The 25,798-nt window shown below is 70.9% G+C and carries 21 protein-coding genes and 1 tRNA gene; 15 read left to right on the plus strand and 7 right to left on the minus strand.

Annotated elements, in window-relative coordinates; all coding sequences use genetic code 11:
- The first annotated feature begins 134 nt into the window (after positions 1-134).
- Both ACTMTU_RS02565 and ACTMTU_RS02570 read left to right on the plus strand, forming a co-directional pair.
- Positions 135-1,157, plus strand: coding sequence for a hypothetical protein (locus tag ACTMTU_RS02565; RefSeq protein ID WP_441261748.1), 1,023 nt, complete (start codon positions 135-137; stop codon positions 1,155-1,157).
- A gap of 372 nt (positions 1,158-1,529) precedes the next feature.
- Complete coding sequence (locus ACTMTU_RS02570) at positions 1,530-2,153, plus strand: HAD family acid phosphatase (protein WP_229834540.1); 624 nt, start codon at positions 1,530-1,532, stop codon at positions 2,151-2,153.
- Between the two features lie 98 nt (positions 2,154-2,251).
- Here ACTMTU_RS02570 and ACTMTU_RS02575 read toward each other — a convergent pair whose 3' ends face one another.
- The 4 genes from ACTMTU_RS02575 to ACTMTU_RS02590 form a co-directional block, all read right to left on the minus strand.
- The gene (locus ACTMTU_RS02575; RefSeq protein ID WP_441261749.1) at positions 2,252-3,640 is read right to left on the minus strand and encodes an OFA family MFS transporter; all 1,389 of its coding nucleotides are present in this window, start codon (positions 3,638-3,640) and stop codon (positions 2,252-2,254) included.
- A 118-nt stretch (positions 3,641-3,758) separates the two neighbouring features.
- Complete coding sequence (locus tag ACTMTU_RS02580) at positions 3,759-5,909, minus strand: acetate--CoA ligase family protein (protein WP_441261750.1); 2,151 nt, start codon at positions 5,907-5,909, stop codon at positions 3,759-3,761.
- Positions 5,909-7,138, minus strand: a complete 1,230-nt coding sequence (gene frc, locus ACTMTU_RS02585; RefSeq protein ID WP_441261972.1) for a formyl-CoA transferase — start codon at positions 7,136-7,138, stop codon at positions 5,909-5,911. The genes ACTMTU_RS02580 and frc overlap by 1 nt, the downstream gene beginning before the upstream one ends.
- A 36-nt stretch (positions 7,139-7,174) precedes the next feature.
- Positions 7,175-8,860: a thiamine pyrophosphate-binding protein gene (locus ACTMTU_RS02590; protein WP_441261751.1), complete on the minus strand. Its 1,686-nt coding sequence runs from the start codon at positions 8,858-8,860 to the stop codon at positions 7,175-7,177.
- 196 nt (positions 8,861-9,056) lie between these two features.
- Between ACTMTU_RS02590 and sucC the strand changes: the two genes are divergently transcribed.
- The 5 genes from sucC to ACTMTU_RS02615 all read left to right on the plus strand — a co-directional run bounded on the left by sucC (position 9,057) and on the right by ACTMTU_RS02615 (position 14,604).
- Complete coding sequence (gene sucC, locus ACTMTU_RS02595; RefSeq protein ID WP_441261752.1) at positions 9,057-10,184, plus strand: ADP-forming succinate--CoA ligase subunit beta; 1,128 nt, start codon at positions 9,057-9,059, stop codon at positions 10,182-10,184.
- Positions 10,185-10,377: 193 nt separating this feature from the next.
- Entirely contained in the window at positions 10,378-11,268 is an 891-nt protein-coding gene (gene sucD, locus ACTMTU_RS02600) for a succinate--CoA ligase subunit alpha (RefSeq protein WP_441261753.1), read from the plus strand.
- 163 nt (positions 11,269-11,431) lie between these two features.
- Positions 11,432-12,973, plus strand: a complete 1,542-nt coding sequence (locus ACTMTU_RS02605) for an aldehyde dehydrogenase family protein (RefSeq protein WP_441261754.1) — start codon at positions 11,432-11,434, stop codon at positions 12,971-12,973.
- A 303-nt stretch (positions 12,974-13,276) separates the two neighbouring features.
- A complete protein-coding gene (locus tag ACTMTU_RS02610) occupies positions 13,277-13,756 on the plus strand; it encodes a sortase (RefSeq protein ID WP_441261973.1) in 480 nt (159 codons plus the stop codon).
- Between the two features lie 104 nt (positions 13,757-13,860).
- Entirely contained in the window at positions 13,861-14,604 is a 744-nt protein-coding gene (locus tag ACTMTU_RS02615) for a class F sortase (RefSeq protein ID WP_441261755.1), read from the plus strand.
- Between the two features lie 279 nt (positions 14,605-14,883).
- Here ACTMTU_RS02615 and ACTMTU_RS02620 read toward each other — a convergent pair whose 3' ends face one another.
- The gene (locus ACTMTU_RS02620) at positions 14,884-16,164 is read right to left on the minus strand and encodes a DUF2254 domain-containing protein (RefSeq protein WP_441261974.1); all 1,281 of its coding nucleotides are present in this window, start codon (positions 16,162-16,164) and stop codon (positions 14,884-14,886) included.
- 210 nt (positions 16,165-16,374) lie between these two features.
- Between ACTMTU_RS02620 and ACTMTU_RS02625 the strand changes: the two genes are divergently transcribed.
- A tRNA-Leu gene (locus tag ACTMTU_RS02625) sits at positions 16,375-16,462 on the plus strand.
- An 83-nt stretch (positions 16,463-16,545) separates the two neighbouring features.
- Positions 16,546-16,977: a DUF2809 domain-containing protein gene (locus ACTMTU_RS02630; RefSeq protein WP_441261756.1), complete on the plus strand. Its 432-nt coding sequence runs from the start codon at positions 16,546-16,548 to the stop codon at positions 16,975-16,977.
- Between the two features lie 246 nt (positions 16,978-17,223).
- Here ACTMTU_RS02630 and ACTMTU_RS02635 read toward each other — a convergent pair whose 3' ends face one another.
- Positions 17,224-17,832 carry an ABATE domain-containing protein gene (locus ACTMTU_RS02635; protein ID WP_441261757.1) on the minus strand — a complete coding sequence of 203 codons (609 nt, stop codon included), beginning with the start codon at positions 17,830-17,832 and terminating at the stop codon, positions 17,224-17,226.
- A 96-nt stretch (positions 17,833-17,928) separates the two neighbouring features.
- On the opposite strand from ACTMTU_RS02635, the gene ACTMTU_RS02640 reads away from it, so the two are divergent.
- From ACTMTU_RS02640 to rbsD, 6 genes are all read left to right on the plus strand, one after another.
- Complete coding sequence (locus ACTMTU_RS02640) at positions 17,929-18,717, plus strand: MBL fold metallo-hydrolase (protein WP_441261758.1); 789 nt, start codon at positions 17,929-17,931, stop codon at positions 18,715-18,717.
- A 274-nt stretch (positions 18,718-18,991) separates the two neighbouring features.
- Complete coding sequence (locus ACTMTU_RS02645) at positions 18,992-20,026, plus strand: LacI family DNA-binding transcriptional regulator (RefSeq protein ID WP_441261759.1); 1,035 nt, start codon at positions 18,992-18,994, stop codon at positions 20,024-20,026.
- Positions 20,023-21,564: a sugar ABC transporter ATP-binding protein gene (locus ACTMTU_RS02650; RefSeq protein WP_441261760.1), complete on the plus strand. Its 1,542-nt coding sequence runs from the start codon at positions 20,023-20,025 to the stop codon at positions 21,562-21,564. The genes ACTMTU_RS02645 and ACTMTU_RS02650 overlap by 4 nt, the downstream gene beginning before the upstream one ends.
- Positions 21,554-23,521, plus strand: a complete 1,968-nt coding sequence (locus tag ACTMTU_RS02655; protein WP_441261761.1) for an ABC transporter permease/substrate-binding protein — start codon at positions 21,554-21,556, stop codon at positions 23,519-23,521. Before ACTMTU_RS02650 ends, ACTMTU_RS02655 begins: the two co-directional genes overlap by 11 nt.
- Before the next feature lie 112 nt (positions 23,522-23,633).
- Complete coding sequence (locus ACTMTU_RS02660; RefSeq protein ID WP_441261975.1) at positions 23,634-24,641, plus strand: ribokinase; 1,008 nt, start codon at positions 23,634-23,636, stop codon at positions 24,639-24,641.
- Positions 24,638-25,027 (plus strand): D-ribose pyranase, encoded by a 390-nt coding sequence (rbsD, locus tag ACTMTU_RS02665; RefSeq protein ID WP_441261762.1) that lies wholly within the window; start codon positions 24,638-24,640, stop codon positions 25,025-25,027. Before ACTMTU_RS02660 ends, rbsD begins: the two co-directional genes overlap by 4 nt.
- 364 nt (positions 25,028-25,391) lie before the next feature.
- Here the strand turns inward: rbsD and ACTMTU_RS02670 are convergent, their stop codons facing one another.
- On the minus strand, positions 25,392-25,607 hold the full coding sequence (locus tag ACTMTU_RS02670) for a hypothetical protein (protein WP_441261763.1): 216 nt from the start codon (positions 25,605-25,607) through the stop codon (positions 25,392-25,394).
- Between the last annotated feature and the right edge of the window lie 191 nt (positions 25,608-25,798).

A 25,798-nucleotide genomic window follows, 5' to 3' on the forward strand; every position in this document is an offset into this window, starting at 1 on the left:
CCCTTCAGCCGATGTTGCCTGGGCGTTTGAGTGAAAGAGTTCTCCGCCCCGTGATCGACGCAGTCGAATTCCGTTACCCGTCCAGGAATTCGGCATCCGAACACCGGACCCTCCACAGAAGGGGCAGAGTCCTCATGAGTATTCACCGGTTGACGCGATGGACGGCGCGTCTGACGCTGGGCGTGCTTGTAAGCATCGCCCTGCCGTTCGCGGCAGCTTCCGTTCCGGCGCATGCGGCACAACAGGGTCCCGTACTGGACATCGAGAAGACCCACACAGGGGACTTCGTACGCGGGCAGGAGGGGGAATACACCATCACCGTGACGAACACCGGCGAGGGAGCCACCAACGGGGGGCTCATCACCGTCACGGAGAATGTGCCTGCCGGTCTCGAACTCGTGCAGATGACCGGCGGGCCCGGCAGCGGCTGGATGTGCGGTGGCAATTCCTGTGTCAGCCAAGTCGTGTACGGCCCTGGTGAACCACTGCCTGTCATCTCCGTCATCGTCAACGTTCTCCCGGACGCCCCGGACAACGTGATCAACGAGGCAACCGTCTCAGGCGGGGGCTCCCCTCCGGACGCGGACCAGGATCCGACCGTCATCACCGGAGAAGTGGCCGAGCCCGACCTGAGCATCACCAAGACCCACGCGGGCAACTTCACGCAGGGCGGGACGGGCACGTACACGATGACCGTGTCCAACGCCGCGGGTGCCGGGGCGACCGAGGGGACCGTCACCGTGACGGACATCCTGCCGGCAGGGGTGACACCGACGGCGGCGTCCGGCGCCGGTTGGGAGTGCGGAATTTCGGGGCAGACGGTTACCTGTACGCGCTCCGACCCGCTGGCGGCGGGAGCCGGCTACAGCCCGATCACCGTCACGGTCGCAGTCAGCGCCGGCGCACCCTGCACCTTTACCAACACGGCCACCGTCTCCGGCGGCGGCAGCGAATCGGCCACCGCCAACGATCCGACGACAGTCACCGGCGGCACCTGTAACGGCGGGAACGGCGGGAACGGCGGCGGGGGATCGATTCTGCCCGTCAACGTCAATGGCCTCTTCACCATGTTCAACAACATCAGCACCAGCAACAACATCAACAGCCCCGGAGCCGGCAACTCCACCAGCCAGACGTTCCTGCAGACCGCCAACTGACAACGACACGTTGAACCGGGCCACCCTCCCCCCGGGGGGTGGCCCGGTCGTGCAACGGCGGCTCCATGAAGCTCTGGACGGTGCTTCACGCCCGCAGCGGGCAGGATCGGGCAGTCAGGCCGCTCTGGCAGCGCGGGCGAACAGCAACCCTGTCGGGTGCCGTCGGTGACGGATCGCCGGTGGCGCCGGAGCGTTCGGCCGACAGTGGACATTGGCGGATGCCGTCCGCCGCACTCGGAGAACAAAGGCGCTACCGGCCGGTAGTAAGAACGTCGCCTTCCGTCCATCATTAAGCGCGAGCATGTCAACCCGTTCGGTCGATCACGGCCGGACGGGCTCCCTGAGCTGCCTCCACACCCAGGAGAACCCCCCATGCACGCACGCACATGGACGGTCCGCGCCACGGCGACCGGTGCCGCCCTCACCTTCTTCGCGGCACTGCCCGTCGCCTCCGCCCACGCCGAGACCACCCAAGCCGCAACGGCCGTACAGGCACAGAGCGTCGACTACGACACCTGGCGGCGCGACGTCGCCGCGGTCGTCGCCCAGGCCCGCCCCTACATCGAGGAGCGCACCGCCGACGCGGCCGGCGAGAAGCAGGCCATCGTCCTCGACATCGACAACACCTCGCTGGAGACGCACTTCCACCCGTTCTGGAAGCTGCCCACCCCCGCCATCCAGGAGATGCGTGAGCTCGCCCGCTACGCCGACTCCCGTGGCGTCGCCGTCTTCTTCGTGACCGCCCGCCCCGGCATCATCCACTCGCTCACCGACTGGAACCTGAAGCAGACCGGCTACCCGGTCGACGGACTCTACGTCCGCGACCTGCCGGACCTCTTCGGCGAGGTCAGCGCCTACAAGACGGAGAAGCGCGCGGAGATCGAGGCCAAGGGCTACACGATCATCGCCAACATCGGCAACAACACCACCGACCTCGTCGGCGGGCACGCGGAGCGGACCTTCAAGCTCCCCGACTACGACGGCCAGTTGTCGTAGATCCTCGGACAGACACCTCGTACGACGGCCGGACGGCCGCGGTGACCGGTCTCCCGGCCGCCGCGGCCGCCCGGGCCGCACTTCCCACCGTGGTCCGCTCAGCCCATGTCCCGGCTGATCGGCTGCGGATTGGCCGCGATCCGGCCCTTGCGCGGCCGCCCCGGCGGATGCAGGAATATCGCCACGAAGCCGGCGAACAGTGAGATGGAACCGGCCAGGAGGAACGCTCCCGCGTAGTCCCAGGCGCCCACGACCACGGCGCCCATGCCGGAACCAAGCAGGCCCGACACCAGCTTCGAGCTGTAGACGAGGCCGTAGTTGGAGGCGTTGTTGTTCTCGCCGAAGTAGTCCGCCGTCATCGCCGCGAACATCGGGAAGATGGCGCCGCCGCCGAACCCCGAGATGCTGGAGAACAGCAGGAACAGCGGCAGGTTGTGGATGTTGCCCGACCACAGGATGCCGTACTGCGACAGACCGAGCACGATGCAGACGAAGATCAGGCACTGCTTGCGGCCGTAACGGTCCGAGAGCCAGCCGATCACGCCGCGCCCGGTGCCGTTCACGATCGCCTTGAGGGACATCGCCGTCGCGACGATGCCGCCCGCGAATCCGGCCTCGTCACCGAACGGCACCTGGAAGGCGATACCGAAGATGTTCACACCGGACGTGCACAGCAGACAGAACCACATCAGCGCCACCCGGCCGGTCTGCCACGCCTCCCTCGGTGTGTACTGCTTCACCGCCGGCGGGTTCTTCTCCAGCGCCCGGCGCGCCCGCGGGTCGTCGGGCTTGCGCAGCGGGTCGACCTCCGCCGGCCACCAGTTCTTCGGCGGGTCCTGGAAGAAGTAGCCCGCGACGGCGACCGTCGCGGCCAGGAACAGACCGACGGAGACAAGCACCCAGCGGAAGTTCGTCAGGTCCATGTAGCCGGTGAAGATGAAGACGAACGGCACCGAACCGTAGGCGAAACCGCCGTTGACGAAGCCGGTCTTGCCGCCCTTTCGCTCCGGATACCACTTGCCGACCATGTTGACGCAGGTCGCGTAGACCATGCCCGCGCCCATGCCGCTGAACATGCCGAATCCGATGTAGGCGACCACGACATGGGGTGCGAACGCCAGCGAGACATAGCCCAGCAGGGTACCCACCGCGCCCAGCATCATCGCCCACCGGGCCGGCAGCTTGCCGCTCTCGCGCAGCTTGCCGGCCGGGAAGGCCACCGCGGCCTGGAAGAAGACCCACACGCCGAGCATCCAGAAGATGTGCGCACTGCTCCAGCTGTGCGCGGTGTGGAGGGTGTCCTCGGCGGACGCGAACGCGTACTCGGCCGAGCTGATGCCCATCATGCCCACCCACGGCAGGATGACCATCCACTTGCGCTTGCGGCCCATGATGTCGATATCGGTCTCGCCGATCCGGTACATGCGCCCGTTGGCGTCCGTCACCTCCCTGAAGGGGACGGATGTGGAGATGTCGGTTGTCGTCATGGTGATCGAACCCCTCGCGTGGAAGAAGTCTGGCCAGCGCCCCCTGTCCGTTTCTCTTCGCACCGGGGTCCGCGGCGAGCGGTCACCGCAGACCCCGTGGTTCGAGCCGTCGCTCAGGTCATCGACCGCCCCCCAACAGGCCCGCGGCCCGGGCCCAGGCGTACTTCGCGCCGAGCGCCGCGACCGGCTTCTCCGTCGTGTACGGGTAGGCGACGACACCGCGCTCGAAGAGGTACTGGCACGCCTCCTCGACCTCGACGTCCCCGGCGAGCGAGGCCACCACCGGCTTCTCGATCCCGCGCTCCCTGAACTCCTCCACCACGCGCGCGGTGAGCTCCGCGAACACCATCGGCGGGGTGACGATCGTGTGCCAGTAACCCAGCACCAGCGCGTGGATCCGGGGATCCTCCAGCCCCAGACGGATCGTCGCCTCGTACGTCGAGGGCGGTTCGCCGCCGGTGATGTCGATCGGGTTCCCGGCCGCGCCGAACGGCGGGATGAAGGCCTTGAAGGAGGCGTCCAGGTCCGGCGGGATCTCCATCAGGGACAGCCCGTTGTCGACGATCGCGTCGGACAGCAGCACCCCCGAGCCGCCGGCCCCCGTGATGATCACGATGTTGTCGCCCTGCGGTACGGGGAGGACGGGCAGCGCCCGCGCGTACTCCAGCATCTCGTTGAGCCCCGGCGCGCGGATCACCCCCGCCTGCCGCAGCACGTCGTCGTAGACCGCGTCGTCGCCGGCCAGCGCGCCCGTGTGCGAGCCGGCCGCCTTCGCGCCCGCCGCCGTACGGCCCGCCTTGAGGACCACCACCGGCTTCTTCCGCACCGTCTCGCGTGCGGCCTCGACGAACGCCCGCCCGTCCTTGAGGTCCTCCAGATGCATCGCGATGCACTGGGTGTTGGGGTCCTCGCCGAACCAGGTGAGCAGGTCGTCCTCGTCCAGGTCCGACTTGTTGCCGAGACCGACGATCGCCGAGACGCCCGTGCGTGTGGTCCGCGCGAAGCCGAGGATCGCCATGCCGATGCCGCCCGACTGCGAGGTGAGCGCCACACCGCCCTTGACGTCGTAGGGCGTGCAGAACGTGGCGCACAGGTCCTGCCAGGTGGAGTAGTAGCCGTAGATGTTCGGCCCCAGCAGCCGCACGCCGTACCGTTCGGCGATCGCCACGATCTCCGCCTGGAGTTCGTGCTCGCCGGTCTCCGCGAAACCGGACGGGATCAGCACCGCGTTGGGGATGCCCTTGCGGCCGACCTCCTCGAGGGCGGACGCCACGAACTTCGCGGGGATCGCGAAGACCGCCACATCGGGCTCGCCCGGAACATCCATCACGCTCTTGTACGCCTTACGGCCGAGTATGTCATCGGCCTTGGGGTTCACCGGGTGGATCTCGCCCGGGAAACCTCCGTCGATCAGGTTCCGCATGACCGAATTGCCGATCTTGCCCTGCTCGTTGGAGGCGCCGATCACGGTCACGGACCGGGGCTGCATCAGCCGCCGCATCGAGGTGAGCATCTCCTCGCGGGAGTACTTGCGGCGCTCGGCCGGGACCTCGGTGCTGAGCAGGATCCGTACGTCGGCGGCCATCGCCCCGTCCGCGGAGGCGAACACCGGGTTGAGGTCGACCTCCGCGATCTCCGGGAAGTCGGCTGCCAGTTCGGAGACGCGGACCACCACGTCGGCGAGCGCCTCCCGGTCCACGGCCGCACCGCCGCGCACCCCGCGCAGGATCTCCGCGGCGCGGATGCCGTCCATCATCGACAGCGCGTCGTCCCTCGACGCGGGCGCCAGCCGGAAGGTGACGTCCTTCAGCACCTCGACGAGGACACCGCCGAGGCCGAACGCCACCACCTTCCCGAACGTCGGGTCGGTGACCGTGCCGACCAGTACCTCGGTCCCGGCCGGCACCATCTGCTGCACCTGCACGCCGAGGATGCGTGCCTCGGGGTCGTACGCCTTCGCGTTGGACACGATGGCGGTGAACGCCCCGCGCACCTCCGCGCAGGACTTCAGCCCGACCTGCACGCCGCCCGCGTCCGTCTTGTGCAGGATGCCGGGCGAGACGATCTTCATGGCGACCGGGAAACCGATCCGGTCCGCCAGCGCCACCGCCTCGTCCGCCGTCTCCGCGAGCCCCTCGGCCGGGGTCGGGATCCCGTACGCGTCGGTGACCGCCTTGCCCTCGGGGGCCGTCAGCGCCGTGCGGCCCTCGGCGAGCGCGCCCGCCAGGATCGCCCGTACCGCCGCCTGCCGCTCTGCGTGCTCCGCCACTAGATGACTCCGTTCGACTTGAGCAGGCTGAGCTCCTCGTCGCCGAGGCCCAGTTCGCCGACGTACACCTCTTCGTTGTGCTGGCCGAGCAGCGGCGAGGTGACCACGTCCACGGGCGAGTCGGACAGCTTCAGCGGGCTGCCCACGGTGGTGAAGGTGCCACGCTCGGGGTGCTCGACCTCGACGACCATCTCGTTCGCCGCCAGCGACGGGTCCTCGATGATCTCCTTGGTCGAGAGGATCGGCCCGCAGGGGATGTTGCGGGCGTTGAGCTTCTCCAGCACCTCCCACTTGGGGAGCGTCGCCGTCCACTCCTCGATCAGCTGGAACATCTTGTTCAGCTTCGGCAGCCGCGCCTCCGGCGTCGCCCACTCGGGGTCCTCCGCCAGCTCCGGCCTCCCGATGAGCTCCGAGAGCGGCTGCCAGCCGACCGGCTGCACGATGACGTACACGTAGTCGTTGGGGCCGCCGGGCGAGCACTTGACCGCCCACCCGGGCTGGCCGCCGCCGGACGCGTTCCCGGAGCGGGGCACCTCGTCGCCGAAGTCCTCGTTCGGGTACTCGGCCAGGGGGCCGTGCGCGAGCCGCTGCTGGTCGCGCAGCTTCACCCGGCAGAGGTTGAGCACGGCGTGCTGCATCGCCACGTTGACCCGCTGGCCGCGCCCGGTGCTCTCGCGCTGGAACAGCGCCGCGAGTATCCCGGCGACGGCGTGGATGCCCGTGCCCGAGTCACCGATCTGGGCGCCCGTCGCCAGCGGCGGCCCGTCCTCGAAGCCCGTGGTCGACATGGACCCGCCCATCGCCTGGGCCACCACTTCGTACGCCTTGAAGTTGGTGTACGGGCCCTCCCCGAACCCCTTGATGGAGGCGTACACGATCCGGGGGTTGATCTCCTGGATCCGTTCCCAGGTGAAGCCCATCCGGTCGACGGCGCCGGGGCCGAAGTTCTCCACCATGACGTCGCTGCGGCGGATCAGCTCGGTGAGGATCTCCTTGCCGCGCTCCGACTTGGTGTTGAGGGTGATGCTGCGCTTGTTGCAGTTGAGCATCGTGAAGTAGAGCGAGTCGACGTCCGGTATGTCGCGCAGCTGCTTGCGCGTGATGTCGCCGCTCGGGGCCTCCAGCTTCACCACGTCGGCGCCGAGCCAGCCCAGCAGCTGCGTCGCCGAGGGCCCGGACTGGACATGCGTCATGTCGAGGACGCGGACGCCCTCAAGAGCCTTGGTCATGGTCCTGGTCGTGTTCTGGGTCATGGCCGGCGCTCCTCACTTGTACATGGTCTGGTTCATGGTTCCGGGGGCGTACGCGTCGGGGTCCACCCACACGTTGATCAGCGACGGCAGCCCGGACTCGCGGGCGCGGCGCAGCGCGGGCGCGATGTCGGCGGGGTCGCGGACCTCCTCGCCGTAGCCGCCCAGCATCCGGGCGAACTCGTCGTAGCGGACGTCGCCGAGGGTGTTGCCGACCCGCTCGCGCTCCAGGCCGTACTTCTGCGCCTGGCCGTAACGGATCTGGTTCATGGAGGAGTTGTTGCCGACGATCCCGACGAACGGGAGGTTGTAGCGGACGAGCGTCTCGAAGTCCCAGCCGGTCAGCGAGAACGCGCCGTCACCGAACAGGGCCACCACTTCCTTGTCGGGGCGGGCCTGCTTGGCGGCCAGGACGAACGGGACGCCGACGCCGAGGGTGCCGAGCGGTCCCGGGTCCATCCAGTGGCCGGGGGACTTGGGCTGCACGACCTGGCCGGAGAAGGTGACGATGTCGCCGCCGTCGCCGATGTAGACGGAGTCCTCGGTGAGGAAGTCGTTGATCTCGCTGACCAGCCGGTACGGGTGGATGGGCGAGGCGTCGGAGCGCAGCTGCGGCAGCCGCTTGTCGAGCGCGGTCTGCTCGGCGGCGCGCAGTTCCTCGAGCCACGCCTTGCGCTTGACGGCGCCGCCGTTGAGGCGTCCGGAGACCGCTTCCGTGACGGACCTGAGGATCAGGCCGGCGTCACCGACGATCCCGAGGTCGATGTCCCGGTTCTTGCCCACCGTCCGGTAGTCCAGGTCGATCTGCACCACCGTGGCGTCCGGCGACAGCCGCTTGCCGTACCCCATCCGGAAGTCGAACGGGGTGCCGACGATGACGATGACGTCGGCGTTCGAGAAGGCGTAGCGGCGCGAGAGCTGGAAGTGGTGCGGGTCGCCCGGCGGCAGCGTGCCGCGCCCGGCGCCGTTCATGTACGCGGGCATGTTCAGGGTGCGCAGCAGCTCGACGGCGGAGTCGGTGCCGCGGGTGGTCCACACCTGGCTGCCGAGCAGGATCGCCGGCTTCTCGGCGTGGACCAGCAGGTCGGCGAGCTTCTCCACGGCCTCCGGGTCGCCGGGGCTGCGTGTCGAGGCCCGGTAGTGGCCGGCCTTGGGGACGCGCGCCTTGTCGACCGGCACCTTGGCGTCGAGTACGTCGCGCGGGATCTCCAGGAAGGAGGGGCCGGGTGCGCCGTGGTAGCACTCGCGGAACGCCATCGAGACCATGTCGGCGGCCCGCGCCGTGTCCGGCACGGTGGCGGCGAACTTGGTGATCGGCGTCATCATGTCGACGTGCGGGAGGTCCTGGAGCGAGCCCATCTTGTGCTGGGTGTGCGCTCCCTGACCGCCGATCAGCAGCATGGGCGACTCGGCGCGGAAGGCGTTGGCGACGCCGGTGACGGCGTCCGTGGTGCCGGGCCCGGCGGTGACCACCGCGCATCCCGGCTTGCCGGTGATGCGGGCGTAGCCGTCGGCGGCGTGGGCGGCGACCTGTTCGTGGCGTACGTCGACGACTTCGATGCCTTCGTCCACGCAGCCGTCGTAGATGTCGATGATGTGGCCGCCGCAGAGGGTGTAGATGACCTCCACGCCCTCGGCTTTGAGCGCCTTGGCCACCAGGTGTCCACCCGAGATGAGTTGCTGGCTGTTGTCGTCGGGCATGGCGAAGTCCTGTCCCTTCGTAGGGGAGTCGGTGTGCTGGTCAGGGGGCGCCGGTGCGCCGCCCCGGTGTGCTTCGCGGTAGATTGCATACAGTCGACGAATACTGTATGAAGCTTGTTATCCCGCATCCGGTGGGTGGTGTCCAGGGGGCGTGCGGCACTTTCATTCGTTTCGGACGAAGCACTGGGAGCCCGGCATGGATCTGTACGAGCACCAAGCAAGGGAACTCTTCGGGGAGTACGGCATCCCCGTTCCGGAAGCAGAGACCGCGCAGACCGCCGCGCAGGCCCGCGCGGCCGCGGAACGGCTCGGCGGCCGCGTCGTGGTCAAGGCCCAGGTGAAGACCGGAGGCAGGGGCAAGGCCGGCGGGGTGAAGCTCGCCGCCGACGCCGCGGCCGCGGAGGTGACCGCCCGCCAGATCCTCGGCATGGACATCAAGGGCCACACCGTGCGCACGGTGATGCTCGCCCAGCCGGTCGACATCGAGGCCGAGTTCTACGTCTCCTACGTCCTCGACCGCGCCGCCGGCGCCTTCCTCGCCATCGCGTCCGCCGAGGGCGGCATGGACATCGAGGAGGTCGCCGCCACCCGGCCGGAAGCGGTCGCCCGCATCCCCGTCGCCCCCGCGGAGGGCGTCACCGCCGCCAAGGCCGCCGAGATCGCCGCGGCGGCCGGACTGCCGCGGGAGACCGCGCCCGTCCTCGAGTCCCTGTGGCAGGTCCTGGTCCGCGAGGACGCCCTCCTGGTCGAGGTCAACCCGCTCGTGCGCACCACCGCAGGCGACATCCTCGCCCTCGACGGCAAGGTCACCCTCGACGACAACGCCCGCTTCCGGCAGGCCCGCTGGGGCAACGACGACGCCACCCTGCACGAGGACCCGCTGGAGGCGGTGGCCGCCGCCAAGGGCCTCAACTACGTCAAACTCGACGGAACCGTCGGCGTCATCGGCAACGGCGCCGGCCTGGTCATGTCCACCCTCGACGTCGTCGCCGGCTGCGGCGCCAGGCCCGCCAACTTCCTCGACATCGGCGGCGGAGCCTCCGCCGCGGTGATGGCCGACGGGCTCTCCGTCATCCTCTCCGACCGGGACGTCAACAGCGTGCTCGTCAACGTCTTCGGCGGCATCACGGCCTGCGACGCCGTCGCCGAAGGCATCGTGCAGGCCCTCGACTCCGTACGCCTGACCAAACCCCTCGTCGTACGGCTCGACGGCAACAACGCCGCCCGGGGCCGCGCCATCCTCGAGGAACGCGCCCATCCCCTCGTCCAGCAGTCCACCACCATGGACGGCGCCGCCCGCCGGGCCGCCGACCTCGCCATCTGATCGCTCCGAAGGGGCGCGGCGGCGTCGGTAGGGAGCGGTCCCCTCCCGCCGAAAGGCAGGGAGAGCGCGGAGGCTGCGAGTGGGGGCACCTCCCAGCGGCAGCTGGGGGAGAGCAGCCGAGCACGACCGACCGTCGACGCCGACCAGGGCGCCCCGGAGGCCGACCGACCTTCAACAGAAAGGCCCGGGAACCATGGCAGTCTTCCTCACCAAGGAGAGCAAGGTCCTCGTCCAGGGCATGACCGGCGCCGAGGGCATGAAGCACACCCGCCGGATGCTTGCGTCCGGCACCGACGTGGTCGCGGGGGTCAACCCGCGCAAGGCGGGCCAGGTCGTCGACTTCGACGAGCGTGCCGTCCCCGTCTTCGGGGGCGTCCGCGAGGCGATGGCGGCCACCGGCGCGGACGTCGCCGTGGTCTTCGTACCGCCCCCGTTCGCCAAGGCCGCCGTCATGGAGGCCGCCGACGCCGGCATCGGGCTCGCGGTCGTCATCACCGAAGGCATCCCCGTCCATGACGCCGTCGCCTTCCACGCGTACGCCGCCGAACGGGGCACCCGGATCATCGGGCCCAACTGCCCCGGCCTCATCAGCCCCGGCCAGTCGAACGCCGGCATCATCCCCGCGGACATCGCCGCCGAGCCCGGCCGCATCGGACTCGTCTCCAAGTCCGGCACACTCACCTACCAACTCATGTACGAGCTCCGCGACATCGGCTTCTCCTCGGCCGTCGGCATCGGCGGCGACCCGGTGGTCGGCACCACCCACATCGACTGCCTCGCCGCCTTCGAGAAGGACCCCGACACCGAACTCATCGTGCTGATCGGCGAGATCGGCGGTGACGCGGAGGAACGCGCCGCCGCCTACATCACCGAGCACGTCACCAAACCCGTCGTCGGCTACATCGCCGGCTTCACCGCCCCCGAGGGCAGGACCATGGGGCACGCCGGAGCGATCGTGTCGGGCTCCAGCGGGACCGCCGAGGCCAAGAAGCGGGCCCTCGAAGCGGCCGGCGTACGGGTCGGCTCCACACCGACCGAGACATCACGCCTGGTGCGCGAGCGGCTCGCGATGTCCGACGGCTGAGAGCTCACCCTTCACGCCCCGTCGTCGGCAACCGGGCTGCTTGCGCCCGACCCGATCACCGACCGGGACCTCCGGGCGGCCGGCGTGTGCGAGCCGGCCGCCCGTCCCCGTCGCCGAACGTCCTCCCGCCCCGTACGACACGTCACGAGCGGAGTTCACCTTCATGGCACCCACCCTCACCCTCAAGCCGGGCACGGCCTGGACAGACGCCTGGCAGCGCTGCGCAGCCGTAGCCCCCGAAGCGTTCCGGGACGACCGTGTCCTCAACCTCTGGGCCGCGCGCTGGCATGCGGACGGCCGCGCCCTCCCCGCCACCAGCCCCGTCGACCAGAGCCCCATAGCCGGCCCGCCCCGGCTGGACACGGCCGCCGCCCGACAGGCCGTACGCGCCTCCCTCGACCAGCACCGCGCCTGGCGCCACATCCCCCTGCCGGAACGCCGCGCCCGCGTCGCCGCCACCCTCGACGCCCTCGCCGAGCACCGCGAACTGCTCGCCCTCCTCCTCGTCTGGGAGATCGGCAAGCCCTGGCGGCTCGCCCAGGCCGACGTCGACCGCGCCATCGACGGGGTCCGCTGGTATGTCGACGGCGTCGAAACCATGCTGGACGGCCGCTCGCCCCTCGCCGGCCCGGTCTCCAACATCGCCAGCTGGAACTACCCCATGTCCGTCCTCGTCCACGCCATGCTCGTCCAGGCGCTCGCCGGGAACGCGGTGATCGCCAAGGCCCCGACCGACGGCGGCGTCGCATGCCTGACCCTCGCCTGCGCGCTCGCCGTTCGCGAAGGCGTGCCCCTGACCCTGGTCAGCGGCAGCGGCGGGGAGCTCTCGGAGGCCCTGGTCCGCTCCCCGGAGATCGGCTGCGTCTCCTTCGTCGGAGGACGCGACACCGGCGCCCGCATCGCCACCGCCGTGGCCGACCTCGGCAAGCGCCACATCCTGGAGCAGGAGGGGCTCAACACCTGGGGCGTCTGGAACTACACCGACTTCTCCGCCCTCACCGCCGCCATCCCGAAACTCTTCGACTACGGCAAGCAGCGCTGCACCGCCTACCCCCGGTTCGTCGTCCAGCGCGAGTCCTTCGCCGACTTCCTCGCCGCCTACCTGCCCGCCGTACGCTCCGTCCGCACCGGCCACCCCCTCGCCGTCGAACACCCCGACGACCCGCTGCCCGCCCTCGACTTCGGGCCGCTCATCAACGCGGCCAAGGCCAAGGAGCTGGCCGACCAGGTCGCAGAGGCCGTCGACCGCGGAGCCGTCCCCCTCCACCGTGGGACGCTCGCCGACGGCCGCTTCCTCCCCGGCCAGGACACCTCCGCGTACCTCCCGCCCGTCACCCTCCTGGGCCCGCCGCCGTCCTCCCCGCTGCACCACGCCGAACCCTTCGGCCCGGTCGACACCATCGTCCTCGTCGACACGGAGGCGGAACTGCTCGCCGCGATGAACGCCTCCGGCGGCGCGCTCGTGGCGACCCTCTCCACGGACGACCCGGCGACCTTCCGCCGCCTCGCCCCACAGATCCGCGCCTTCAAGACCGGCCACAACAAGCCCCGTTCGCGCGGCGACCGCGACGAGCTGTTCGGCGGCTTCGGCGCCTCGTGGCGCGGCGCGTTCGTCGGCGGCGAGCTGCTGGTGCGGGCCGTGACGGAAGGCCCGGCGGGGGAGCGGCTGCCGGGCAACTTCCCCGACTACCAGCTCAACGCCTGACGGGTCGTCTGGACCCTCTGGCCGGACGCCCGCACGTCCCGGTCCCCCCGAGGCGCCCGGGACGGTGCGGGCCTTAGCCCGTTCGCACCTGTCACGTCGTCAGTTTTCGCCTCGGCGTGTCCGAAGCGGCGACCCGCGGCGACCTGCGGCAGTGCCGGAAGGAGGCCGGATCCTGCGCCCTACCGGGTGACCCCCGTGCCGGGACCTCGCGTTGCGATGATCACCGACTGTGGGTTGCCTCGTACACGGAGCACAGCAGAGGAGCCGCGCAGAGGGCCGGACACTGCTCCGATGGAGGAAGACATGCGCATCGCCCGTACCGGTCTCAAGGTCGCCGTGATCGTCGGCACCCTCGCACTCGCCGCGCCGGTCGCCGCGGCCGAGGACAGCGACATCGAGATCAGCCCGCGGAACGCCCCGGGGTCCACGGTCACGGTCACCACCACCGCCTGCGGCGAGGAGACCTACGGCAAGGGGGAGTCGGAGGCGGGCGGGCAGTTCCACCTCTTCGAGGGCGACCGGAAGGGCGTCCTGGTCGGCGAGTTCCAAGTGCCCGACAACGCCGCTCCGGGCACCGACACGGTGACCCTGAAGTGCCCGCCCCGTACCAAGGTCACCGGTACCCACCGGATCGGCGACCGCCCCAGCGGAGGCGTCGAGGCGGGCTTCGGTGACGCCACCGGCAAGAGCGCACAGCTCGCACTCGGCGGGCTGCTCCTCGCCGGCGCGGTCGTCGGCGGAGCGGCAAGGACGCGCCGCGCCTCCGGCGGCGTCCGGACCTGACGCCACCGTTTCTGCCCACCGGCCCCCGGTCACCGCCACGGTGACCGGGGGCCGGCCGGGTCCCACGCACACGCCCGCCCATTGCCGAGCAAAGGCCCGCCCCGATGGACGACGCCCCGACGACACGGACCACCGAAGCGACCCGTCTCCCCTCTTACAAGCTGCTCTTCTGCGCCGCGATCACCGGGGCCGTGCTGGTGGGCGGCGCGCTGCACGAGGACCGCCCACCGCAGCCGGCGCCGGCGCAACAGCGGGCCCCGGCCGCGCGACCGGCCCCGGAGCGTGCGCCGCAGTCCCCGGCCGCGCGACCGGCCCCGGAGCGTGCGCCGCAGTCCCCGGCCGCGCGACCGGCCCCGGAGCGCGCGCCGCAGCCCCCGGCCGTCGGGCCTCTCGCCCCTGCGGATCCCGTCCGCCTGCTGATCCCGGCCATCGGTGTGAACGCCCCGCTGACCCGCCTGGAGTTGAACGAAAAGGGCGCGCTGCAGCCGCCGCCGGCCGCCGCGCCCACCCTCGCCGGCTGGTACGGCGACGGTGCGACCCCGGGCGAGAACGGCACGGCCGTGACCGCCGGACATGTGGACACCCCCGCCGGACGGGGAGTCTTCTACCGGCTCGGGGCGCTCGGCAAGGGCGACACCATCGACGTCGTGCGCAAGGACCGGCGCACAGCCGTCTTCACCGTCGACGCCGTGGAGGTCCACGACAAGAACGACTTCCCGGACGAGAAGGTCTACGGCGATTCCGGCCGGCCCGAGCTGCGGGTGATCACGTGCGGCGGCGACCGGTCCTCGAAAGGCGGCTACGAGGGCAACGTCGTCGTCTACGCGACACTCAGCGCCGTGAAGTAGCCACCCGCGCACCGCCCGCGAGCCGGTCCGTGCGCTGCCGGATGCCCCGACGCTCCGCGTAGGCCGGTCGACCGGGCCCCGGCGATCCGCGCCGGACGGCCAGCCGCACGAGGCCGGGCGCGCCGGAGGGCCAGAGGGACCACGCCGGGCCGCGCCAGGCGGTCAGCCGATGCCGGGCGGGCCGCGCCCGAAGGTCCACCGGGTCCGCTCCCGAACGCCGGCCGGGCCCGGCTGTCCGCCCCCGAAGGCCGGCCGACCAGGCCGGAGCGCGACTGCCGGTCAGCCGATGCCCTGGCGGTCCGGTTCGAGGGCGAAGTCGCCTTCGGCCGGCTCCCGTACCGACTGCCGCACCGCGCGGACCAGCATGTCCCGGTGCCGCTCGAGCGGAGCACGCCGCTCAGGAGGCACGAGCTGAAGCAGGTCCTCGAACCCGGCCATCATCCGCCGCGTGACCTGCGGGCTACCCACCGCGCACCCCCGCAGCTCGGCGAAGCCGAGATCCACCAGGTCCTCCCACCCGGACACCGGCTGGATCAGCCGCACCCGGCCCTTCCCGTCCTGGTGGTACACCGTGTCGAGCGGCCGGTGGGCGACCACGGCGAGATACTGCACGATCCGGTCCAGGCACTGCACGGCAGTGGTCGGGTCGTTCACGGACGACGACAAGGCCCGCAGCCCGATATCGGTCAACTGCCGCAGCCCGAAGGTCAGGTCACGTCGGAACGTACGCTCCACGCCGACCGACACGGCCGACTGCAGCGCCCGCCGGGCCGTGAACGGCAGAGGCCGTTCCGTGCCGCCGTGGACCGTGAGGACGGGCGTTCCGGGCACGACGAAGTCCCCGACCCGGGGGATGAGCCGCAGCACCACGTCATGGCGCCGGGCCACCCGTACCAGCCGGGCGATCTCGACGTCCCGCAGCGCTCCCGACCGTCCCTGGTGACTGATGCGGGCGGTCTCGTCCCCGGGCGGCTCCCCGGGGGCGTCGGACCTCGGCATACGCGCCAGCGCCCCGAACGCCTCCCGCGTGACCCGGTCGACCACGGGGCCCACCTTCATCAGCTGGAGCGTCTGCGTCACATAGGCGATGAACAGCACCAGACTCAACGCGACCATGAGCAGCGTCAGAATGCTCTGCACCACCGGCACGGAGGTGACATCCCGGGGGTCCCGTTCGCTCTCGAACGCCGTCAGCACCAGCAGCGACAGCAGGAACGTGGAGAGGAACACCGAGAAGGTGAGCTTGCTGATGCGGCTCCTGATGAAGATGCGCACGACGCGGGGGCTGTAGTTGCCGGCCGCCATCTGCACCGCGACGAGCGAGATGCTGAAAACCACTCCGATGAAGGTCATCATCGCGGACGCGACCGTGGTGACGATGGTCCTGGCGTCCTCCGCGATCGCCATGAGCTCGCGAAGACTCCGGAAGTCCTCTTCGTCCCGCAGCGTGTCGACGATCAGGATGTCGAGAGCGTCGGCGAGGGCCCAGAGGACGAAGACGAGGATCAGCGCCACGGTGGGGGCGAACCAGAACGTCTCGCGCAGATGCTCGCGCAGCATGGACAAGGCTCGGGGCGGTCGGTAGGTGCGACGTTGACTCACCCGGCCGACGGTAGCCAAACGCAGCGCATCTGCTCGGATACACGCGGTAGCGCAGCTCTCGGAGTGCCGCTCGCACCCCACTGACCACGCAATATGCAGGTGAGAGGCACCGCAAACCCCTGGTATTGTTGTCCATGTCGCCGCGGGAGACCGGGGCGAATCACCTGAGTCCGGGTGGCGGAATGGCAGACGCGCTAGCTTGAGGTGCTAGTGCCCTTTATCGGGCGTGGGGGTTCAAGTCCCCCCTCGGACACCAGCAGGACCCCAGTTCGTCTGGGGTCCTTTTGCTTTCCGTGAGAGCGTGACGGGGCCCGGCGGGGAGCCCTTACTGTGATCGTCATGACCTCTCAGCGGCTCGGTGGCCCCTCGCGCACCCGGATGGCCGCGGCAGCGGCGGCGGTCCTGACGGTCGTGGCGGGACTCGGCGTCAGGGCCATGGCGCAGGGGAGTGCCGCGAAGTACGCGGGGGACGCGCTGTACACCGTCCTGATCCTTGCGCTCGTCGTGCTCGTGGCGCCTCGGGCGCGACCCCTCGTGGCCGCCGGGGCGGCGCTGGTGTTCAGCTGGGCGGTCGAGTTCCTGCAACTTACCCCGTTGCCGGCCGAGTTGGCCGCGCGGAGCGTCGTCGCCCGGCTCGTCCTCGGATCCACCTTCAACCCGCCCGACCTTCTCTGGTACGCCGTTGGCGCCGCCCTGGGATGGCTTGCCCACGCCTCGTTCGCACGCCGTTCAGGCCTGCTGTCGACTCCGGTCTCCGCCGCATGTAAGTAGGGAAGGCCGGTACCCCGGTATCCAGCATCGAGACCGGTGAACTCGCCCAGGCAGCCCGGAAGTCCGGGCACTCGTCGGCAAAGCCCTGCGAGACGGGCTGCCATGTGCCGTGGTCCTCACGATCGTTGATCGCCCGGGCCCGGAGCCGGGGTCGGCATGCGCAGCGGCTTCGCGAGCCCGGGCACCTTCGTGAAGCGTCGGGTGCGACGGGCGGAGGCGACCGCGCCGCCGCGCGAGCGGCAGGGTTCAGTCCGCGGCACCGCTGCGGCGGGCATAGGCGCGGGCGGCACGTACACGGTCTCCGCAGCGGGTGGAGCACCAGTGGCGCCGGCCGTGGGTGCGCAGGAGGAACCGGTCGCAGGGGGCGGAACCGCAGGCCGCGAGGAGGCCTGCGTCCGGTCCGGTGAGCAGGTCCGCGGCGTCGGCGGCCAGGGTCGCGAGCGCGTGGTTGACGGCCTGGTCGGTGGGGTGGGCCTGGACGCGGCGCAGCCCCTGGGCGTCGTCCCAGGTGAGCAGGGGTGCGGTGGGTACGGCGGTCAGGGCCTCGTTCACCGCGCGCAGGGATGCCTCCGGCGGGGTGGCGCCGTCGACCCGCGCGGCGAACAGGGCGCGTACATGTCCGCGCAGGGTGCGCATCCGCTGGGCGCACACCTCGTACAGCCGCACGTCAGGAGTGGTCAGGTCGTGGGCGGCGAGCCAGCGCATGGCGGACTTGGGTGCGCCGAGCAGGTCGTAGCTCTGGCCGGCCGGGAGGGTCGCGATGGTGTCGGCGAAGTCCAGGGAGCGGTACCGGTCGGCGCCGGGGGCCGGGGGCAGGGCGGTCTTCGCGATGTCGGTGGCCAGGGTCTCGTCCATATCTCTCATGGTAGCGATTGCCTTTTTCCGTGATGCTTGCTTACTCTGGGCATCACGGAAAAAGTGCAAGCTATCCGTGAGAAACGAGGAGACGGCATGTCCCAGCACGACGCCCAGCAGTTCCCGGTCCGCGTCTTCGGCGGCCCGACCGCCCTGTTCGAATACGGCGGCCTGCGCTTCCTGACCGACCCGACCTTCGACGGCCCCGGCGACTACCCCTCGGCCGGCCCGACCCTGACCAAGACCGCGCCCTCCACGGCCATGCCCGCCGAACTCGGCCCCGTCGACGTGGTCCTGCTCTCGCACGACGAGCACGCCGACAACCTCGACACCTCCGGCCGCGCCCTGCTCGCCGACGTCCCGCTCACGCTGACCACCCCCGGCGGCGGGAAGCGTCTGGGGGAGAAGGCCAAGGGCCTGGCCGACTGGGAGTCGATCGAGCTGGAGCTTCCGGGTGGCGGCACGATCACCGTCACCGGTGTCCCCGCCGTCCACGGTCCCGGCCCGCGCGAGGAGGTCGAGCCGTTCACCGGCGAGGTCGTCGGCTTCGTCCTGACGGGGGAGGGCCTGCCGACCGTCTATGTCAGCGGTGACAACGCCTCGCTCGACGCGGTGAGGGAGATCGCCGAGCGCTTCGGCCCGGTGGACACCGCCATCCTGTTCGCGGGAGCGCCCCGCTTCCCCATGCTCTTCGACGGCGGGCTGCTCGTCCTGGACAGTGCCCAGGCCGCCGAGGCCGCGCGCGTACTCGGTGCCCGTCGCATCGTCCCCGTCCACCACGACAGCTGGGCCCACTTCACCGAGGGCCGTGACGAGTTGGAGGCCGCCTTCGCCGCCGCCGGCCTGGCCGACCGCCTGGACCAGGGCTGGGTCCGGCGCGCCTGAGCGGAAACCTCCCGTTCAGGAACCACGTCCACACCGGCCGGGGCCCGCAACGCGCGGGCCCCGGCCGCGGCGCACGGACCGGACCCCGGCGTCGAGAGAACGCCCCGAGCGCCTCCGCTCATCTGAGCGCCCTCGTCACGATCTGATCTCGCCCGGCGCCGGAGACTTGCCAAGCCTGGCGTGTAAACGTTTCCATCTCTCCGTGTAAACGTTTCCATGCGGCGCGCCGCATGGGGTCGAAGGCTTTCGGGATCCACAAGGAGGTGGTCCGGACATGGCCGGCATCAAGGATGTGGCCGCCGCCGCGGGACTGTCCGTCGCGACGGTCTCGCGGGCGCTCAACAACCATCCCTCCGTCAGCCCCGAGGCCAGGGCCCGCGTCCTCGCCGCCGTCGAGACGCTCGGCTACCGGCCCAACGCGGTCGCCCGCTCGCTGCGCACGGACCAGACCCGCACCATCGGTCTCGTCATCAGCGACGTCCTCAACCCGTACTTCACCGAGCTGGCCCGCTCCGTCGAGGAGGAGGCCCGCACCCGCGGCTACAGCGTCATCATCGGCAACGCCAACGAGCAGCCGGACCTCCAGGACCACCACGTCCGCACACTGCTCGAGCGCAGGATCGACGGTCTGCTCGTCTCACCCGCCGACGGGCGTTCCCCGCTGATGCTCGACGCGGCCGGCGGCGGCACCCCCATGGTCTTCGTCGACCGGTGGATCCCCGGCGTCGACGTCCCCGTCGTCCGCGCGGACGGCCGCGCCGCCGTCCGTGACCTCGTCGCCCACCTGCACCGTCTCGGCCACCGGCGGCTCGCGATCATCGCAGGACCCGCGGCCACCACCACCGGACAGGAGCGCGTCGACGCCTTCCGGGAAGCGCTGCACGCCTACGGACTGCCGCTGCCCGACGACTACATCGGCCAGGGCGACTTCCAGGCCGACAGCGGACGCCGCGCCACCGAGCGCTTCCTCGACCTGCCCCGGCCGCCCGAAGTCGTCTTCGCCGCCGACAACCTGATGGCCCTCGGCGCGCTCGACGCGATCCGCGCCCGCGGCCTGCGCGTCCCCGACGACATCGGACTCGCCGCCTTCGACGACATCCCGTGGTTCGTCCACACCGACCCGCCGATCACGGCGATCGCCCAGCCGACCGCCGACCTGGCCAGAGCCGCCGTACGGGCGCTGGTCGACCTGATCGAAGGCAGACCCCCGCAGTCCGTCACCCTCCCCGCCACCCTCGTCGTGCGCCGTTCCTGCGGCGAGCCGCCGGCCCCCGTCCCCACCACGTCCCAGCAAAGGAGCAACTTGTGAGCAGCCCGGACGAGTTGCTGCGCATCGAAGGCATCCGCAAGACCTTCCCCGGTGTGGTCGCCCTCGACTCCGTCGACTTCGACCTGCGCCGCGGCGAGGTCCACGTCCTCCTCGGCGAGAACGGAGCCGGCAAGAGCACCCTCATCAAGATGCTCTCCGGCGCCTACCGGCCCGACAGCGGGCGCATCCTCGCCGAAGGGCAGGAGGTGCGCATCCACAGCGCCCAGGACGCGGAACGCCTCGGCATCGCCACCATCTACCAGGAGTTCAACCTGGTGCCCGACCTGACGGTCGCCGAGAACATCTTCCTCGGCCGCCAGCCACGGCGCTTCGGCATGATCGACCGCAGGACGATGGAGGCCCGGGCGCAGCAGCTCCTCGACCGCGTCGGCGTCCGGGTGTCCCCGCGGGCACGCGTACGCGAACTCGGCATCGCCCGCCTCCAGATGGTGGAGATCGCCAAGGCCCTCAGCCTCGACGCCCGCGTCCTGATCATGGACGAGCCGACCGCCGTGCTGACCACGGAGGAGGTCGACAAGCTCTTCCGTATCGTGCGGCAACTGCGCGAGGACGGCGTCGGCATCGTCTTCATCACCCACCACCTCGAGGAGATCGCCGCCCTCGGCGACCGCGTCACCGTCCTGCGCGACGGCCGCTCCGTCGACCAGGTGCCCGCCTCGACCCCCGAGGACGAACTCGTACGGCTCATGGTGGGCCGCTCCATCGAGCAGCAGTACCCGCGCGAAAGGCCGGCGGCCGGTGAGCCGTTGCTGTCCGTGCGCGGACTGACCCGCGACGGTGTCTTCCACGACGTCAGCTTCGAGGTACGGGCCGGTGAGGTCGTCGGCCTCGCAGGACTCGTCGGCGCCGGCCGCACCGAGGTCGCCCGCGCCGTCTTCGGCGCCGACCCCTACGACCGGGGCAGCGTCCAGGTCCTCGGGCGCACGCTGCCCACCCACGACGTGGGCGCCGCGATGGGCGCCGGCATCGGCCTCGTCCCTGAGGACCGCAAGGGGCAGGGCCTGGTCCTCGACGCCTCCGTGCAGGAGAACCTCGGCCTGGTCACCCTGCGTTCGGCGACGCGCGCCGGACTCGTCGACCTCAAGGCACAGCGCACGGCCGCCGCCCGCATCGCCGAGCAGCTCGGTGTCCGGATGGCGGGCCTCGGCCAGCATGTACGCACCCTGTCGGGCGGCAACCAGCAGAAGGTCGTCATCGGCAAGTGGCTGCTCGCCGACACCCGCGTACTGATCCTCGACGAACCCACCCGAGGCATCGACGTCGGCGCCAAGGTCGAGATCTACCAGCTCGTCAACGAGCTCACCGCCTCCGGCCACGCGGTCCTGATGATCTCCAGCGACCTGCCGGAAGTGCTCGGTATGAGCGACCGGGTGCTGGTCATGGCCCAGGGCCGGATCGCCGGCGAACTCGACGCAGAACAAGCCACCCAGGACGCGGTGATGGCCCTCGCCGTCACCACCGCCACTCCTGCGAACGACCCCGCAGTGAACGAAGAGGAGAGCCCCCGTGGCCACTGACACGCTGAAGAACGACAGGGGCGCGAGCGGCGCCCCGGCGGGCGGCTCCGCGCTCCGTCGCATACTCCTCGACAACGGTGCCCTGACCGCTCTCGTCGTCCTGCTCGTCGCGATGTCGCTGCTCTCCGGCGACTTCCTGACGACGCAGAACCTGCTCAACGTCGGCGTCCAGGCAGCCGTCACCGCGATCCTCGCGTTCGGTGTCACCTTCGTCATCGTCTCCGCCGGCATCGACCTGTCCGTCGGCTCCGTCGCCGCGCTGTCCGCCACCGTGCTGGCCTGGACGGCGACCAGCGAGGGAGTGCCGGTGTGGCTGGCCGTCGTCCTCGCCGTCGCGACCGGCGCGGCCTGCGGCCTCGTCAACGGCGCGCTCGTCTCGTACGGCAAGCTGCCGCCGTTCATCGCCACGCTCGCGATGCTGTCGATCGGCCGCGGACTGTCCCTGGTCATCTCACAGGGCAGCCCCATCGCGTTCCCCGACTCCGTGTCCGGGCTCGGCGACACGCTCGGCGGCTGGCTCCCCGTCCCCGTCCTCGTGATGATCGCGATGGGCCTGCTCACCGCGCTGATCCTCGGCCGCACCTACATCGGCCGCTCCATGTACGCCATCGGCGGCAACGAGGAGGCCGCCCGCCTCTCCGGCCTGCGCGTCAAGCGGCAGAAGCTCGTCATCTACGCGCTGTCCGGCCTCTTCGCCGCCGTCGCCGGTGTCGTCCTCGCCTCCCGGCTCGCCTCCGCCCAGCCGCAGGCCGCCCAGGGTTACGAACTCGACGCCATCGCCGCCGTCGTCATCGGCGGCGCCAGCCTCGCCGGCGGTGTGGGCAAGGCGTCCGGCACCCTGATCGGCGCGCTGATCCTCGCCGTGCTGCGCAACGGCCTCAACCTGCTGTCCGTCTCCGCCTTCTGGCAGCAGGTCGTCATCGGTGTCGTCATCGCCCTCGCGGTGCTGCTGGACACGCTCCGCCGCCGCGCCGGCGCCACGGGAGGCGGCGCGGCCGCCGCCGGGACCGGGAGCTCCGGCGGGAAGAAGAAGAGCGCGGCGAAGTTCGCCGTCGCCGCGGCGATCGTCGCCGCCGTCGTCGGCGCCGTTTCGCTCCTCAACCCCGGACCGTCGTCGACGAACACGAAGATCGGCATGTCGCTGTCCACGCTCAACAACCCCTTCTTCGTGCAGATGAAGGAGGGCGCGCAGGCGGAGGCCGAGGCCGCGGGCATCGACCTCACCGTCACCGACGCCCAGAACGACGCCTCCCAGCAGGCCAACCAGCTGCAGAACTTCACCAGCTCCGGAGTGAAGTCGGTCATCGTCAACCCGGTGGACTCCGACGCCGTCGGCCCGGCCGTGCGCGGCGCCAACAAGGCCGACATCCCGGTCATCGCCGCCGACCGCGGCGTGAACAAGGCCGAGACCGCCGCCCTGGTGGCCTCGGACAACGTCGCCGGCGGCAAGCTCGCCGCGAAGACACTGGCCGAGAGGCTCGGCGGCAAGGGCAGCATCGTGATCCTTCAGGGCACGGCCGGCACCTCCGCCAGCCGCGAGCGCGGCGCGGGCTTCGCGGAGGGCCTCAAGGACTACCCGGGCATCAAGGTGCTTGCCAAGCAGCCCGCGGACTTCGACCGCACGAAGGGCCTCGACGTCATGACCAACCTGCTCCAGGCCAACTCCGGCATCAACGGCGTCTTCGCCGAGAACGACGAGATGGCGCTGGGCGCGGTCAAGGCGCTGGGCAGCAAGGCCGGCAGCTCGGTCTCCGTCGTCGGCTTCGACGGCACCCCCGACGGCCTGAAGGCGGTCGAGGCGGGCACGCTGTACGCGTCGATCGCCCAGCAGCCCGCGGAACTGGGGAAGATCGCCGTCCAGAACGCGGTCCTGGCGGCACAGGGCAAGAGCGTGGAGAGCATGGTGAAGGTCCCGGTCAAGGTCGTCACCCGCGAGAACGTCGCCGACTTCTCATGACGCCGCAGGAGAGTGGCCGGCCCGTTGTGACCGTGCAGGAAAGCGGCCGGGCTCGCACGACCGCACAGGAAGGGGGCGGCCTCTCATGACGCCGCAGGAAGAGGGTCCCCGCATGGACGAGCGCGTGGAGAGGCGCCCGCAGGGAAGTGTCCGGCAGGGAAGGGACGACTACGACCTGCTGGTCGTGGGGTCGGCCAACGCCGACCTGGTCATCGGTGTCGAACGCCGGCCCGCCGCGGGCGAGACGGTCCTCGGCTCCGACCTGGCCGTCCACCCCGGCGGCAAGGGCGCCAACCAGGCCGTCGCCGCCGCTCGCCTCGGCGCCCGGACCGCCCTGCTGGCCCGGGTCGGCGACGACGCCCACGGGCGGCTGCTGCTCGACTCGCAGCGGGCCGCCGGCGTCGACACCGGCGGAGTCCTGGTCGGCGGGGCGCCCACCGGCGTCGCGCTGATCACCGTCGACCCGTCGGGCGACAACAGCATCGTCGTCTCACCGGGCGCCAACGGCCGGCTCACCCCCGGTGACGTCCGGGCCGCGGGCGAACTGATCGCCCGCGCCGGGGTGGTCTCCCTCCAGTTGGAGATCCCCCTCGACACGGTCGCCGAGGTGGCCCGCACGCTGCCCTCGGGGACCCGGTTCGTACTCAACCCGTCCCCGCCGGCGCCTCTGCCCGCGGACGTGCTCGCCGCTTGCGACCCGCTGGTCGTCAACGAGCACGAGGCGCGATACATGCTGGGCGAGACGGGTGACCGCCCGGAGGACTGGGCCCGCGACCTGCTGGCCCTCGGCCCCCGCTCGGTCGTCGTGACGCTGGGCGCGGAGGGGGCGCTCGTCGCGGAGGCGGGCGGCTGCGTGCGCGTACCGAGCCCGAAGGTCGACGCGGTCGACACGACGGGCGCGGGTGACGCGTTCACGGCGGCCCTCGCCTGGCGGCTCGGACTCGGCGAGACCCTGGCGGAGGCGGCCGGTTTCGCGGTCCGGGTCGGTGCCGCGGCCGTCACCGGCAGGGGCGCGCAGGAGTCGTTCCCGAGCGCGGGTGACTCCTTGCCGGCCGTGGGGGAGTCGGTGCCGTCCGTCGAGGAGTCCGTGCAGTCCGTGGAGGAGGCCGGGGCCCGGTGAAGAAGTACGGCATCCTCAACCGCCATCTGGCGGGAGCCCTGGCCGAGTTGGGCCACGGCGACACCGTCCTGGTCTGCGACGTCGGCATGCCGGTCCCGTCGGGCCCGCGCGTGGTCGACCTTGCCTTCCGGGCCGGCATCCCGTCCTTCGCCGACGTGCTCGACGGCCTGCTCGACGAGCTGGTGATCGAGTCCGCGACCGCCGCCCACGAGGTCCACGACGCCAATCCGCCCGCGGCCCGCCTGCTGGCGGAACGGCTCCCGGCGCTGGACTTCGTCACGCACGACGAGCTCAAGGCCCGCAGCCGGGACGCCGGCCTGGTGGTGCGGACGGGGGAGGCGCGGCCCTACGCGAACGTACTGCTGCGCTGCGGCGTCTTCTTCTGAAGCGGAACGGGCCGGTGCGAACAGTGTCCGGGTCCGGCCGTCTGTGAGGGAACGGTGGTCGTTTCTTCACCGTGCGTTCCGAAAGCCGGACCGTGATGAATGCCGTGCGGTGGCCGGGGCTCTGCCCGGGCCGCCGCCTTCGGCGTATTCGGGCGCCCTGCCCGCAGAGAGGATCGTCCCGCTTCAACGGCCCGCCGCCCGTACCGGAATTCCCGCTGCGCGGTGATTCGCGAGAGAACACGAAAACGTGCCGGAGTGCGAAAGGCATGCGAATGGGCCCCGGAACTGGAAGCGTTCCGGGGCCCGCTCGAGCAACGCACGACCGACAGGGCCCGAAAGCGGTCCTTCTCGGTCTGCGGTGGTATCAGATGCCGGTGGTCTGCACCGAGACGAGACCGGTGGCCGCGGCGACCGGCACGACGGCCGCGACGGACTGGACGGTGCCGACGACGTCACCGACGTTCGCGGCGGCGCCGTAGCCGTTGACACCGACGTGGGCGCTCGCGATACCGCCGGCAATGCCGTCCAGCTCGCTCTCGGAAATTTCGGCGGTCTCAACCGGGGTGAAGCCGTTACGCACTGTCTCTCCCTTTCCATACGGGGGGATTCCTGAACTGACGCCGACCGTACGCGCGTCAAAGGGAAACGGGCCGACGTGAACCGTCGCCTTGCGCCCGGAATGGGCATCCGCGATCAGGACTCCCGTTCCCGAGGATGAGATCACGCCAACGGGTCAACCGGCAACTGTGGTTCCGTTTCTGACGGGTGAAT

This window comes from Streptomyces sp. OZ13, assembly GCF_052068155.1.
Lineage (GTDB): Bacteria > Actinomycetota > Actinomycetes > Streptomycetales > Streptomycetaceae > Streptomyces.

What these genes read in the sequence shown, in the direction of transcription:
- ACTMTU_RS02565 (WP_441261748.1), top strand. Translation starts at nt 135, where the DNA reads ATGAGTATTCACCGGTTGACGCGATGGACGGCGCGTCTGACGCTGGGC.
- ACTMTU_RS02570 (WP_229834540.1), top strand. Translation starts at nt 1,530, where the DNA reads ATGCACGCACGCACATGGACGGTCCGCGCCACGGCGACCGGTGCCGCC.
- ACTMTU_RS02575 (WP_441261749.1), bottom strand. Translation starts at nt 3,640, where the DNA reads ATGACGACAACCGACATCTCCACATCCGTCCCCTTCAGGGAGGTGACG.
- frc (WP_441261972.1), bottom strand. Translation starts at nt 7,138, where the DNA reads ATGACCAAGGCTCTTGAGGGCGTCCGCGTCCTCGACATGACGCATGTC.
- ACTMTU_RS02590 (WP_441261751.1), bottom strand. Translation starts at nt 8,860, where the DNA reads ATGCCCGACGACAACAGCCAGCAACTCATCTCGGGTGGACACCTGGTG.
- sucC (WP_441261752.1), top strand. Translation starts at nt 9,057, where the DNA reads ATGGATCTGTACGAGCACCAAGCAAGGGAACTCTTCGGGGAGTACGGC.
- sucD (WP_441261753.1), top strand. Translation starts at nt 10,378, where the DNA reads ATGGCAGTCTTCCTCACCAAGGAGAGCAAGGTCCTCGTCCAGGGCATG.
- ACTMTU_RS02605 (WP_441261754.1), top strand. Translation starts at nt 11,432, where the DNA reads ATGGCACCCACCCTCACCCTCAAGCCGGGCACGGCCTGGACAGACGCC.
- ACTMTU_RS02610 (WP_441261973.1), top strand. Translation starts at nt 13,277, where the DNA reads ATGCGCATCGCCCGTACCGGTCTCAAGGTCGCCGTGATCGTCGGCACC.
- ACTMTU_RS02615 (WP_441261755.1), top strand. Translation starts at nt 13,861, where the DNA reads ATGGACGACGCCCCGACGACACGGACCACCGAAGCGACCCGTCTCCCC.
- ACTMTU_RS02620 (WP_441261974.1), bottom strand. Translation starts at nt 16,164, where the DNA reads ATGCTGCGCGAGCATCTGCGCGAGACGTTCTGGTTCGCCCCCACCGTG.
- ACTMTU_RS02630 (WP_441261756.1), top strand. Translation starts at nt 16,546, where the DNA reads ATGACCTCTCAGCGGCTCGGTGGCCCCTCGCGCACCCGGATGGCCGCG.
- ACTMTU_RS02635 (WP_441261757.1), bottom strand. Translation starts at nt 17,832, where the DNA reads ATGGACGAGACCCTGGCCACCGACATCGCGAAGACCGCCCTGCCCCCG.
- ACTMTU_RS02640 (WP_441261758.1), top strand. Translation starts at nt 17,929, where the DNA reads ATGTCCCAGCACGACGCCCAGCAGTTCCCGGTCCGCGTCTTCGGCGGC.
- ACTMTU_RS02645 (WP_441261759.1), top strand. Translation starts at nt 18,992, where the DNA reads ATGGCCGGCATCAAGGATGTGGCCGCCGCCGCGGGACTGTCCGTCGCG.
- ACTMTU_RS02660 (WP_441261975.1), top strand. Translation starts at nt 23,634, where the DNA reads ATGGACGAGCGCGTGGAGAGGCGCCCGCAGGGAAGTGTCCGGCAGGGA.